Origin of the sequence: Bradyrhizobium sp. HKCCYLRH2060, assembly GCF_051168135.1 — a bacterium.
Classification (GTDB): domain Bacteria; phylum Pseudomonadota; class Alphaproteobacteria; order Rhizobiales; family Xanthobacteraceae; genus Bradyrhizobium.
Genome location: NZ_JBNPUK010000012.1, coordinates 73,621 through 85,712 on the forward strand (window position 1 = coordinate 73,621; position 12,092 = coordinate 85,712).

13 protein-coding genes are annotated in these 12,092 nt (G+C 66.5%); all 13 read left to right on the plus strand.

Annotated features, from left to right (window positions below; translation table 11 throughout):
* Positions 1-101: 101 nt before the first annotated feature.
* The 13 genes from ACQR10_RS22635 to ACQR10_RS22695 are packed head-to-tail and all read left to right on the plus strand — an operon-like array spanning position 102 to position 11,991.
* The gene (locus ACQR10_RS22635) at positions 102-548 is read left to right on the plus strand and encodes a hydrogenase accessory protein (protein WP_316181767.1); all 447 of its coding nucleotides are present in this window, start codon (positions 102-104) and stop codon (positions 546-548) included.
* A complete protein-coding gene (locus ACQR10_RS22640; RefSeq protein ID WP_315802065.1) occupies positions 545-1,408 on the plus strand; it encodes a hydrogenase expression/formation protein in 864 nt (287 codons plus the stop codon). The genes ACQR10_RS22635 and ACQR10_RS22640 overlap by 4 nt, the downstream gene beginning before the upstream one ends.
* Positions 1,405-1,617, plus strand: coding sequence for a rubredoxin (locus ACQR10_RS22645; RefSeq protein ID WP_315736715.1), 213 nt, complete (start codon positions 1,405-1,407; stop codon positions 1,615-1,617). Before ACQR10_RS22640 ends, ACQR10_RS22645 begins: the two co-directional genes overlap by 4 nt.
* On the plus strand, positions 1,614-2,123 hold the full coding sequence (gene hybE / locus ACQR10_RS22650; RefSeq protein ID WP_315802066.1) for a [NiFe]-hydrogenase assembly chaperone HybE: 510 nt from the start codon (positions 1,614-1,616) through the stop codon (positions 2,121-2,123). Before ACQR10_RS22645 ends, hybE begins: the two co-directional genes overlap by 4 nt.
* A complete protein-coding gene (locus tag ACQR10_RS22655; protein WP_316217765.1) occupies positions 2,120-3,226 on the plus strand; it encodes a nickel-dependent hydrogenase large subunit in 1,107 nt (368 codons plus the stop codon). Before hybE ends, ACQR10_RS22655 begins: the two co-directional genes overlap by 4 nt.
* Positions 3,219-3,560 carry a hydrogenase maturation nickel metallochaperone HypA gene (gene hypA / locus ACQR10_RS22660; protein WP_315802068.1) on the plus strand — a complete coding sequence of 114 codons (342 nt, stop codon included), beginning with the start codon at positions 3,219-3,221 and terminating at the stop codon, positions 3,558-3,560. The genes ACQR10_RS22655 and hypA overlap by 8 nt, the downstream gene beginning before the upstream one ends.
* On the plus strand, positions 3,560-4,525 hold the full coding sequence (gene hypB, locus ACQR10_RS22665; protein ID WP_316181649.1) for a hydrogenase nickel incorporation protein HypB: 966 nt from the start codon (positions 3,560-3,562) through the stop codon (positions 4,523-4,525). Before hypA ends, hypB begins: the two co-directional genes overlap by 1 nt.
* A complete protein-coding gene (hypF, locus tag ACQR10_RS22670; RefSeq protein WP_316217764.1) occupies positions 4,522-6,786 on the plus strand; it encodes a carbamoyltransferase HypF in 2,265 nt (754 codons plus the stop codon). The genes hypB and hypF overlap by 4 nt, the downstream gene beginning before the upstream one ends.
* Positions 6,786-7,022 carry a HypC/HybG/HupF family hydrogenase formation chaperone gene (locus ACQR10_RS22675; protein ID WP_315802071.1) on the plus strand — a complete coding sequence of 79 codons (237 nt, stop codon included), beginning with the start codon at positions 6,786-6,788 and terminating at the stop codon, positions 7,020-7,022. The genes hypF and ACQR10_RS22675 overlap by 1 nt, the downstream gene beginning before the upstream one ends.
* On the plus strand, positions 7,019-8,146 hold the full coding sequence (hypD, locus tag ACQR10_RS22680; RefSeq protein WP_316217763.1) for a hydrogenase formation protein HypD: 1,128 nt from the start codon (positions 7,019-7,021) through the stop codon (positions 8,144-8,146). Before ACQR10_RS22675 ends, hypD begins: the two co-directional genes overlap by 4 nt.
* Positions 8,143-9,183: a hydrogenase expression/formation protein HypE gene (hypE, locus tag ACQR10_RS22685; protein ID WP_316181653.1), complete on the plus strand. Its 1,041-nt coding sequence runs from the start codon at positions 8,143-8,145 to the stop codon at positions 9,181-9,183. Before hypD ends, hypE begins: the two co-directional genes overlap by 4 nt.
* An 8-nt stretch (positions 9,184-9,191) precedes the next feature.
* Entirely contained in the window at positions 9,192-10,649 is a 1,458-nt protein-coding gene (locus tag ACQR10_RS22690) for a sigma-54-dependent transcriptional regulator (protein ID WP_316181654.1), read from the plus strand.
* Positions 10,624-11,991 carry a sensor histidine kinase gene (locus tag ACQR10_RS22695; RefSeq protein WP_316181655.1) on the plus strand — a complete coding sequence of 456 codons (1,368 nt, stop codon included), beginning with the start codon at positions 10,624-10,626 and terminating at the stop codon, positions 11,989-11,991. Before ACQR10_RS22690 ends, ACQR10_RS22695 begins: the two co-directional genes overlap by 26 nt.
* The last annotated feature ends 101 nt before the right edge of the window (positions 11,992-12,092 follow it).

Below are 12,092 nucleotides of genomic sequence, written 5' to 3' on the forward strand. Positions count from 1 at the left end.
TTTCAATGTCTTGGATGCTACCGGCCCCGCGTGGGTGTCTGGCACGTCGATTGCTGATCATGGGGAATATGGCAACGATAACTGGTCAGGGAGAAACACCGATGGAAATGCAGCAGCGTGACCCCGCGCGCGCGCGAGGCGGGTTGCCGGAGGTCGATACCGGCACCGTCGATGCCTTTCTCGCCGAGGCTGATTGCGCCGGGCTTGTCGCCGTGCTGCTGTCGGCCGGGGATCCCGCGCGATTTCCGGAGGCGCTGGACGTGGCCATCGTGCTGCCGGAGCTGATCACGGCGTTTCAGGGCCGGCTGCGTGGCGCGATCATCGCGCGCGACGCGGAGGCCGAGCTCGGGGCGCGATTTGGCGTGCGCGTGCAGCCGAGCCTGATCCTGTGCCGCGGCGCGGAGACGCTTGGCCTGATCGCCAAGATCCAGGACTGGTCTGTCTATGTCGACCGCATCTCGCGGCTGATCGACCGGCCGCAGGGCGCGACGGCGGCGGTCGTCGCCAGCATCGTCCCAGTCCATCAGCCTGCGGGAGTCGAGCGATGAAGCCGGGATTCTGGATCGCGCCTGAAGGAGCCGAGGAGCCGGTCAACATCTTTCCGATCGGCGAAGAGGCGCTCGATACCTCCCACAAGGGGCTGACCGCTTCCGGAGCGCTGGCCAAGCTGGCCTCGCTCGACTCGGAGGCGCTGGCGCGGAGCTGCCCGCGCGCGGTCGAATTGCTGTCGACGATTGCATCCGCCATCGCGGCGCAGACTGCCGGCGCACCGACGCAATTATTCCGTCTCGAAGGCCTCAACGATCTCGAGCGGCGGCTGATCGACGACGTGCTGGGCGAGGGCGAGGTCGCGGGCGTCGTGGCTCTTCCCGACGGGACGCTGGCTCAAATCCAGGAATCGGTGCTCGCCGGCATCTGGCGGGTGCGGCTGGAAGCGGATGAGCGCCACGACTACATCGAGGTCGGCGCCGTGCCGGAGATCGTGTCGCGCGCCGCCGCCGATCTGACCGCGGGTGACATCGTGATCGGCCCTGTGCCCGAGGGCACGATGAACGCGCTGCCGGTGCTCGCCGAGATCCGCGAGCGCGCGCTGTCCTGGCGACCGGGCCAGCGCTCGCAGACCATCAACTTCACGCTGCTGCCGATGAGCCCGGCCGACATGAGTTTCCTGCAGCAGACGCTCGGCAACGGCCCGATCCAGTTGATGTCGCGCGGCTACGGCACCTGCCGCGTGCTCGCGACCGGCATCCGCCATGTCTGGTCGGTGCAGTTCTTCAACGCCATGGATACGATCATTCTCGACACCCTCGAAGTCGGCGGCGTGCCGGTGGTCGCGCTCGCCGCGGCTGAGGATTTCGAGGATTCGGCCGAGCGCCTGACCCAGATCATCGAGGCCTATTTCACATGAGCGGCGGCTTCGAGAATTTCGGTGTTCGCAGCGATCTCGCTGATGACGTGTTGCTGGAGTGCGGCATCTGCTGGACGCGCTACGATCCGGCCGAAGGTGACGGCGTCGCGCAGATTCCGCCGGGGACGCCGTTCGCGGCGCTGCCGGACGACTGGCATTGCCCGAACTGCGATGCGCCGAAAGCCAAGTTCATGGTGGTCGAGCCATGAGCGCTGAGGCGGCCGGGCAGGGCACGTCTGACGTCACGCCGGTCGCGTGGGGCGAGCGTCTCGCCGGCTTCTATCGCGAGATCGGCGCGCGTGCGATGCGCGATCTGCCGATCTATCACGACGCGCTCGACGTCGAGGCGATTGGATTTTCGGTTGTCGAGGGCCGCATCCTCGGCATCGTCGTCACGCCCTGGTTCATGAACGTGGTCACTCCGGCCGCCCAGGGCTCCGCGGGATCCGTCGTCAAGATCGTGCTTCCGGCCGGCTCGTTCGAGTTCACGATCGGTGATATCGCCGGGATCGGGCGGATCGCGAGCTGCTCGCTGTTCTCGCCGATGTTCGAGTTCGCGGACATGGCCGCGGCGCGTGCGGCGGCGGAGGCCGCGCTGGCCGCGCTGATGACGGCGCCGGAGGATGACCTGTCGTCCGAACGCGCTGCGAAGGCGTCGAGCACGATCGATCGCCGGGCGTTCCTGCGTGGGACCCTTTCCGAGGGCCGCGCATGACCCTCACGTTCCGCAACCGCATCGACGTCACGCTGTCGGTCGCTGATCAGCTGATCGTCGGCGTCGACATTCAGCCGCGCACGCGGCCGCCGCTGGAACGGCTGTTCGCCGGCAAGCCGGCCGAGATGCTGCTTGCGGCCCTGCCGCGGCTGTTCTCGCTGTGCGCCGGTGCACACCAGGTCGCGCTGCTCTCGGCGCTGGAGGCGGCCCGCGGCGAGCAGGCTGCGCCGTCGACGCGCCATCGTCGGATCCAGGCCGTGCTGGCGGAACGCTTCGCCGAACTCATGCGCGGTCTGCTGATTGCTTCAATGGCGGACAATCGCAGTGTCGCGCAGCCGGTGCAACGGCTGTTGCAGGCGATCGCCTCGCTGCAGACGCCTTCCGACGCTGATGCCCCGCAGCAATCTCGCGCTGCAACCTTGTCTCAAATCAAGATGGGCATGGTGGCTCTGGGCATAGGCTGGCCAGCGGAGCCGGTTCTGCCGGGAACTCCGCTTGCATCGATGATGGACGCGGCCCGGAAGGCCGCCGATGATGGAGGATGGAGCCACATGCCGGCCGAGCACGACATCCTGTCGGCCGCCGATGATGGCGCCATCGTCACGCGATTGATCGACGTGGGATCTGCCTTTGCTGAGGCTCCCGAACTTGACGGCCGCGTTCCGGAGACCGGAGTCTGGGCCCGCTATGCGGAGCGCCATCAGTTGGCATCAGCCGGCCCCGTCGAACGCCTCTCAGCCAAGATCGCTGAGATTGCCGAGCTGCTCCGCTTGATCGAGGCGGGTGAGGCGGAGGCCGCCGCGGCCGACCCGCATGCCGTCGCAAGCTACGGGCTTGGCCCGCGGCGCGGCGCCGCCGCGGTCGAATGCGCGCGCGGCCGGCTGCATCACGCGATCGAGCTGGATGCGCACGGCACGGTCTCGCGTTTCGAGTATCTGGCGCCGACGGAATGGAACTTTCACCCGCGCGGTCCTGTCGTGAGGAGCCTCACGGGAGTTGCGCTGTGCGGCACCGTCGATCGCCACGCCGTCCATACGATGGTCGGATCGTTCGATCCCTGCGTCGGCTATCACCTGGCGTTCCGGGGGATGGCCGATGCATGAAATGGCGCTGTGCGAAGGCATCGTCGAGATCGTCGAGCAGGAGGCACGCAAGGGCGCCTTCTCCACGGTGAAGACCGTATGGTTGGAGATCGGTGCGCTCAGCCATGTCGCGCCGGAGGCGCTGCGATTCTGTTTCGAGGCGGTGACCGCGAAGACCCTGTTGCAGGGGGCAGCGCTCGAGATCATCGAACAGCCGGGCACGGCATGGTGCCTGGGCTGCTCGCGCAGCGTCGAGATCAGCCAACGCTATCAGCCTTGTCCGGTCTGCGGCAGTCATCAGCTGCAGGTCACGGGCGGTGAGGACATGCGGGTCAAGGAGCTGGAGGTCGAGTAATGTGCACGGTGTGTGGCTGCAGTGACGGCAAGTCCTCCATCGAGACCGGTGATCATGATCACGATCACGGCGAGCATCATCATGCTCATGGACATGATCACAGCCATGATCAGTCCGGACATCATCACCATTACGGCCATCATGATCACGAGCATGGTCACCATCACGATGATCACCATCATGATCACGGTCGCGCGCATGATCATCATCATGATCATGCTGCCGACCACGTCGACTGTTCGGCCAATCCGGCCGGACAGGAGGTTGCCGGTCTATCCAGCGGGCGCATCATCCAGATCGAACGCGACATTCTCGGCAAGAACAACCGGCTCGCGGCAGAAAACCGCGCGCGCTTCGCCGCGCATGACGTGCTGGCATTCAATTTCGTCTCCAGCCCAGGCGCCGGCAAGACCTCGCTGCTGGTGCGCGCCGTCTCCGATCTCAAGCAGAGCCGGCCCGTCGCGGTGATCGAGGGCGACCAGCAGACCTCCAACGATGCCGAGCGCATCCGCGCCACCGGCGTGCCGGCGATCCAGATCAACACCGGCAAGGGCTGTCATCTCGACGCGGCCATGGTCGGCGAAGCCTTTGGCCGGCTGCCGTCATTGCGCGGCGGGCTGCTGTTCATCGAAAATGTCGGCAACCTCGTCTGTCCGGCCGCCTTCGATCTCGGCGAAGCTTGCAAGATCGTCGTGTTCTCGACCACCGAGGGCGAAGACAAGCCGCTCAAATATCCCGACATGTTCGCGGCATCATCGCTGATGCTGATCAACAAGATCGATCTGGCGCCGGTGCTCGATTTCGATCTTGCGCAGACGATCGAATATGCCCGCCGCGTCAATCCGAAGATCGAGGTGCTGACGATCTCCGCGAAGACAGGCGAGGGCCTTTCTGCGTTCTACGCCTGGATCAGGAAGCAGTCTGAGCGGATGCGGGCGAGCGCAGCGAACGCGGTGCGGGGATGAGCACGCCCGGCCGGACATCGGCGGCGAACCATGCGCGCCTCAGGCTCCGCGTCCGCGGCGCCGTGCAGGGCGTCGGCTTTCGTCCCTATGTCCACGGCCTGGCCACGCGCCATCGGCTCGGCGGCTTCGTCGCCAATGACGCTGATGGCGTGCTGATCGAGGTCGAGGGCGACGAGGTCGCTGACTTCGTCGCGGCGCTGCCGCGGCAGGCGCCGCCGCTGGCCCGCATCGACGACATCGCTGTCGAGCCGATCGTGGCCGATTGCAGCACGGGCTTCCGGATCGCCCAGAGCACGGGCGGGCGCGTCACGACGCGGATCGTGCCCGACGCCGCCACCTGTGACGCGTGCCTGGCCGAGCTGTTCGATCGCAATAGCCGCTTCCATCTCTATCCCTTCGTCAACTGCACCCATTGCGGCCCGCGCTTCACCATCGCCGAGCGCCTGCCTTACGATCGCGCGTCCACTTCGATGAAGCGCTTTCCGATGTGCGAGGCGTGCCGGTCCGACTACGAAGATCCCGCCGGGCGCCGCTTTCATGCCGAAGCGATCTCTTGTCCGCGCTGCGGTCCGCAGCTCAGCCATGGCATCGATGATATCGCAGCCGTGCTCGCGAATGGCAGGATCGTGGCCATCAAGGGTCTCGGTGGCTATCAGCTGCTGTGCGACGCCCGGGATGAGCAGGCCGTCCAGCGGCTGCGCGCGCGCAAGCAGCGCGATGGCAAGCCGTTCGCCGTGATGCTCGCTACGGTCGACGCTGCAACCGAGATTGCCGAGATTGATGCGCCTGCGCGCGCGCTGCTGGAGCAGGTGGCGCGACCGATCGTGCTGCTGCGCTCGCGCCAACGTGTCGCGTCCTCGGTCGCACCGGGCCTTTCGAAGATCGGCGTGATGCTGCCGCTCGCACCGCTGCATCATCTGATCTTCCATGCGCTGGAGGCGCGCCGGCCGGCCGCTGATGGACCATGGGCGGTGGTCTGCACCAGCGCCAATCCAAGTGGCGAGCCGCTGCTGACCGACAATGACGAGGCGCGCGCGGACCTCGCCGACATTGCGGATCTGATCGTCACCCACGATCGCGACATCGTCATCCGCGCCGACGATTCCGTGCTTGCTGTCGTGGCCGGCGTTCCCCGCTTCGTCAGGCGCGCGCGCGGCTATGTTCCGGAGCCGATCCGGCTCGCGCGCGCCATGCCGCCGGTGCTCGCGGTCGGCGCTCAGCTGAAGGCGACGGTGACGGTGACGCGCGGCGACGAGGCATTCGTGTCGCAGCATCTCGGCGATCTCGACACTGGGGCTGCGATCCGCTTCTTCGAGGAGACGATCGCGCATCTCACCTCCATCCTGGACGTCGAGCCGGTCGCGATCGCGCATGACCTGCACCCGGACATGGCGTCGACGCGGTTCGCGCTGGCACACGGTCTGCCGACGCTGCCGGTGCAGCATCACCATGCGCATGCGGCCTCGGTCATGGCCGAGCATGGCGTGACCAGCCCCGCCCTCGCGCTGGTGCTGGATGGCTATGGCTATGGCAGCGATGGCGGCGCCTGGGGCGGTGAGTTGCTGTCGTGCGACGGAGCGGGCTTCCAGCGCCTCGGCCATCTCGCTCCATTGAAGATGCCGGGCGGCGACCGGGCCGCACGGGAGCCGTGGCGGATGGCGGCTTCCGTGCTGCACGATATTGGTCGCGGTGACGAAATCGGGTGGCGTTTTGCGACCCAGCCGCAGGCGCGAAACATGCCGATGCTGCTGGATCGTGCCGATGCCGCGGTCACCAGCAGTGCCGGCCGGTTGTTCGATGCCGTGGCCGGCCTGCTCGGTGTCAACACGGTGCAGAGCTACGAAGGCGAGGCGGCGATGAAGCTGGAGGCGCTGGTGCGGGAACCGGCGACGCTGGAGCGCGGCTGGACCATTGCCGATGGCGTGCTGTCGCTGCGGCCGCTGCTCGCGCATCTGATCGCGGGTGATCCCGGCGCCGTCGAAGCGGCGGGGCTGTTTCACGGCACGTTGGCCGAAGCCTGCGTCGACTGGATCACGAGCGCGTCGCGCGCGACCGGCATCGGCACGATCGTGCTGAGCGGCGGCTGCTTCCTCAATGCGCATCTGGCCGAACAGATCGTGCGCGGCTGCCGTTCCGCAGGCCTCGACCCGCTGCTGCCGCGCCGGCTGCCGCCCAATGATGGCGGCCTCAGCCTCGGGCAGGCCTGGGTGGCGGGTCTGCATCTCATGCAAAACAATATGGTGTCTGGAGGGACCGTCTGATGTGCCTGGCCATTCCTGCCGAGGTGATCAAGCTCTTGCCTGACGACATGGCGATCGTCTCGATCGACGGCGTCAGCAAGGAGGTCTCGATCGCGCTAATCGAGGAGATCGCCGTCGGCGACTACGTCATTCTTCATGTCGGCCATGCGCTGGCCAGGATCGATCCGGAGGAGGCGCGCGAGACGCTCGACCTGCTCCGGCAGATGGGCGAGGTTGTGGCGGAGGTCAGACCATGAAATATGCCGACGAGTTTCGCGACAAGGAACTGGCGACCGGGCTTGCGCGCGCCATCCGCGCCAAGGCCGATCCGGCGCGCGCCTATCGCTTCATGGAGTTCTGCGGCGGCCATACCCATGCGATCGCGCGCTATGGCCTCGAGGACATGTTGCCGGACAATGTGCGCATGATCCACGGCCCGGGATGTCCGGTCTGCGTGCTGCCGGCCGGGCGCATCGACATGGCGATCGCGCTCGCCGAACGCCCCGAGGTCATCCTCTGCGTCTATGGCGACCTGATGCGCGTGCCGGGCTCGCGCGGGTCCTCGCTGCTCAAGGCGAAAGCGCGCGGCGCTGACATCCGCATGATATACTCGACGCTGGATGCGATCGCGCTGGCCGAGCAGAATCCTGGTCGCGAGGTGGTGTTCTTCGCCATCGGCTTCGAGACGACGACGCCGCCGACCGCCGTGATGATCCGGGCCGCCGAGAAGAAGCAATTGTCGAACTTCACGGTGTTCTGCAACCACGTGCTGACCCCGCCGGCGATGCGCGCGATCCTCGACAGCGACACGCCGATCGAGATCGACGGCTTCGTCGGACCGGCGCATGTCTCGACCGTGATCGGTACCGAGCCCTACGCGCCGTTCGCGCGCGATGACGGCAAGCCGGTCGTGATCGCGGGCTTCGAGCCGCTCGACATGATGCAGGCGGTCCTGATGCTGATCGAGCAGGTCAATGACGGCCGTCACGAGGTCGAGAACCAGTATCGCCGCGCGGTGACCGGCAGCGGCAACCAGCGCGCCATCCGCGAGGTCGCCGAGATCTTCGAGTTGCGCGATCAGTTCGAATGGCGCGGGCTCGGCAGCATTCCGGCGAGCGCATTGAAATTGCGGCCCGCCTTTGCGCATCTCGACGCCGAGCTGCGCTTCGCGATGTCCGAGCTGATCGTCGCCGACAATCCGGCCTGCGAGTGTCCGGCCATTCTGCGCGGCCTGAAGAAGCCGGTGGACTGCAAGCTGTTCGGCACCGCCTGCACGCCGGAGACGCCGATCGGCTCCTGCATGGTGTCGTCGGAAGGCGCCTGCGCGGCGCATTGGACCTATGGCCGCTTCCGCGACCATCAGCGGAGGCTCGCGTCATGAGCATTCACCAGCGCCGGCTCGACATCAAGAGCGGTTGCGTCGACCTCTCGCACGGCGCCGGCGGCCGCGCGATGGCGCAACTGATTGCCGGCCTGTTCCACGAGGCGTTCGGCAACGAATGGCTGGCGCGCGGCAACGACCAGTCGGCGTTCGACGTCGCGGCCGGCCGCATGGTGATGACGACCGACGGCTATGTCGTCTCGCCGCTGTTCTTCCCCGGCGGCAATATCGGCTCGCTCGCGGTGCACGGCACGGTCAACGACATCGCCATGGCCGGCGCCAGGCCGCTGTATCTGTCGGCCAGCTTCATCATCGAGGAGGGGTTTCCGTTTTCCGACCTGAAGCGGATCGCCGATGCGATGGGCGAGGCGGCGCGCGAGGCCGGCATCGCGATCATCACCGGCGATACCAAGGTGGTCGAGCGCGGCAAGGCGGATGGCGTGTTCATTTCGACGGCCGGTGTCGGCGTGCTGCCGCAAGGCCTCGATCTCTCTGCCGACAAGGCCAGGCCCGGTGACCGCGTGCTGCTGTCCGGCAGCCTCGGCGACCACGGCGTGGCGATCATGTCGCGGCGGCAGAACCTCACCTTCGACACCGAGATCGTCTCCGACTCGGCCTCGCTGCACGGTCTCGTCGCCGACATGGTCGCAGCCGGCGGCGCCGGCATCCGGCTGATGCGCGATCCCACGCGCGGCGGGGTTGCGGCCACGATGAACGAGATCGCCCAGCAGTCGAATCTGGGCTTCCGTCTGCAGGAGGAAGCGATTCCGGTGAAGCCGGCGGTCGCGGCCGCCTGCGAGCTGCTCGGGCTCGATCCACTCCACGTCGCCAATGAGGGCAAGCTGGTCGCGATCGTCGCGCCTGAGCTGGCCGGCGCCGTTCTCGCCGCCATGAGGGCGCATCCGCTCGGCCGCGATGCGGCTGAGATCGGCGAAGCTGTGGCCGATGATCATCGCTTCGTCCAGATGGCGACGAGCTTCGGCGGCGGCCGCATCGTCGACTGGCTGTCGGGCGAGCAGCTGCCGCGGATCTGCTGAGACGCGCGATGGGCATCCAGGGAACGATACTGGTCGTGGACGACGAGGTCCGGTCACAGGAGGCGCTGCGGCGCGTCCTCAACCAGGATTTCGAGGTCTTGTGTGCGGGCAACACCAACGATGCCGAGAAGCTGCTCGAAGGCGAGATCGTGCATGCGGTGATCTGCGACCAGCGCATGCCGCAGGAATCCGGCGTCAGCTTCCTGAAGCGCGTGCGCGAGATGTGGCCCGACCCTGTCAGGATGATCATCTCGGGCTATTCGGATTCCGAGGACATCATCGCCGGCCTCAACGAGGCCGGCATCTATCAGTACATCACGAAGCCCTGGCAGCCGGACCGCCTGATCGAGATCGTCCGCGAGGCCGTGCAGCTCTACCGGCTGCAGAAGGAGACGGAGACCGCCGGCGTCGACGTGAAGGCCACGCCAGCCCATATCAAGAAGGTCGTGTCGGTCAAGCGCGGCGCCGCCAAACAGCTCTATGATTTCGACCGCATCGTGCATTCGGCCGCGAGCCCGATGCGCAACGTGATCGAGCTCGGCCGGCGCGCTGCCGACTACGACATCTCGGTCTTGATCACCGGCGAATCCGGCACCGGCAAGGAGCTGCTCGCACGTGCGATTCATTATGGCTCTGCGCGCGCCACCAAGGCCTTCGTGGTCGAGAATTGCGGCGCGCTGCCGGATGAGCTGCTCGAAAGCGAGCTGTTCGGCTGCAAGAAGGGCGCGTTCACCGGCGCCTATCAGGACCGCATCGGCCTGTTCGAGGTCGCCGACGGCGGCACCATCTTTCTCGACGAGATCGGCGAGACATCCCCCGCCTTTCAGGTCAAGCTGCTGCGCGTGCTGCAGGAGAGCGAGATCCGGCCGCTCGGCGCGCAGCGCGTGCGCCAGGTCGATGTGCGCGTGGTCGCCGCGACCAACCGGGATCTCGAGGCCGAAGTCGAGGCGGGCCGCTTCCGGCGCGACCTGTACTACCGGCTCGCCGCGTTTCCGGTGCACATGCCGTCCTTGCGCGAACGGCCGATGGACATTCCGCTGATCGCCGAGGGCGTGCTATCGGCGGTGAAGACATCGTTCAACCGGCCGCATCTGCGGTTCGCACCGGCGGCGCTGGAGGAATTCTCCCGCTATCACTGGCCCGGCAACGTTCGCGAGTTGCAGAACGAGATCCAGCGCATGGCCGTGCTGGCCGATGCCGACGAACTGCGCTGTCCGCCGTTTGCCGGCCGGCGCGGCGGCCGCCGCGCCGCGCCCGCGATCGCCAATGGCAAGCTCAATGGTTCCGGGAGCCTGAAGGACAAGGTCGAGGATCTCGAAAAGACCATCATCGTTCACTGTCTGGAGAAATATGATGGTAACATCAGCCGCGTCGCCAGCGAGCTCGGCCTGTCCCGGGTGGGGCTCCGGAACAAACTGTCGAGATACGATCTGAAGAAGCATGGCAAAGGCCACTCACTCTCCTGAGTCCGGGGCTGACACGCTGCTCAAGCTGATCGCGAGCAGCAGCACGCTCGAACTCGACAGCGAGCGCGAAGGCGTGTGGATCGAAGTGATCCGCAAGATGGACGAGGTCTATTCCGACCTGCTGCGCTACGAGGTCGATCTCGAGCACAAGAACGCCGAGCTCGAGGAAGCCCAGGCGTTCGTCACCAACGTCATCGAGTCCGTCTCCGACATCCTGGTCGTCTGTGACGCCAGGGGCACCGTACAGCAGGCCAACTCCGCCTTTCTGCAGACATCGGGACGGGCTTTGGCCGACATCGCAGGTCGCAACATCGCCGAGATGATCGATCCCGATCATCGGCCCAAGCTCGCCGCGCTGCTGACGCCGCGCAGCAGCGCCGATGTGGTCGACGGTGAATTGCGCTTTGCCGCGGCCGCCGGAGTCAGCTCCGATCTGTTCGCGATCAACAGCTCGCCGCGGCATGACCATCGCGGCCGCTTCATCGGCGTGGTGCTGACGGGACGCCCGATCGGCGAGCTGCGCCGCGCCTATGAGGCCCTGCACAAGGCGCATCAGGAGCTGCAGCGGGCGCAGCGGCAATTGGTCGAGCAGGAGAAGATGGCGAGCCTCGGCCGCCTCGTCGCCGGCGTGGCCCACGAGCTGAACAATCCGATCAGCTTCGTCTACGGCAACATCCACACCCTGATGCGCTACCGCACCTCGCTGGTCGGCTATCTCGATGCCATCCACGAGCAGCCGGTCGCGGATGATGTCGCTGCGCTTCGCAAAGATCTCAGGATCGATGCCATCCTGGAGGATTTTGGCCCGCTGATCGATGGCACGCTGGAAGGCGCGGTGCGCATCAGCGAGATCGTCAAGAACCTGCGCCGCCTGTCGTTCTCGAAGCTCGGCGAGGTCGAGCGCGTCAACATCGAGCGACTGATCAATACCGCCGTGCTGTGGGCGGGGCGCACCAAGCAGCATCGTGTCGACATCCAGATCGAGGTCGAGCCGGATCTGTGGATCTCCGGCAACGAAGGCCAGCTGCATCAGGTGATCGTCAACCTCGTGGAGAACGCGATCGACGCGATGCGATCGACCGACCTGCCGCGCCTTCTGGTCGCGGTGATGCGCCAGGGCAGCGAGATCGCCTTTCGCATCACCGACAACGGCCCCGGCATCGACAAGGATCATCTGACCCACATCTTCGAGCCGTTCTTCACGACCAAGCGCGTCGGGGAGGGGACGGGGCTCGGGCTGTGGATCAGCTACGGCATCGTTCGCGAGCACGGCGGCGAACTGCTGGCCAGCAACGAGCCGCAGGGCGGCGCCACGTTCTCTTTCACCTTGCCGGCGGCTTGACGATGCGCGCAGGGGCTGCCGCCGACGCCGACATGGGATGCTGAGCGTCCTCATCTTCCTTGAACGTCCGAGGCGATGCCGGGATTCCTGGCAGGGTTGCC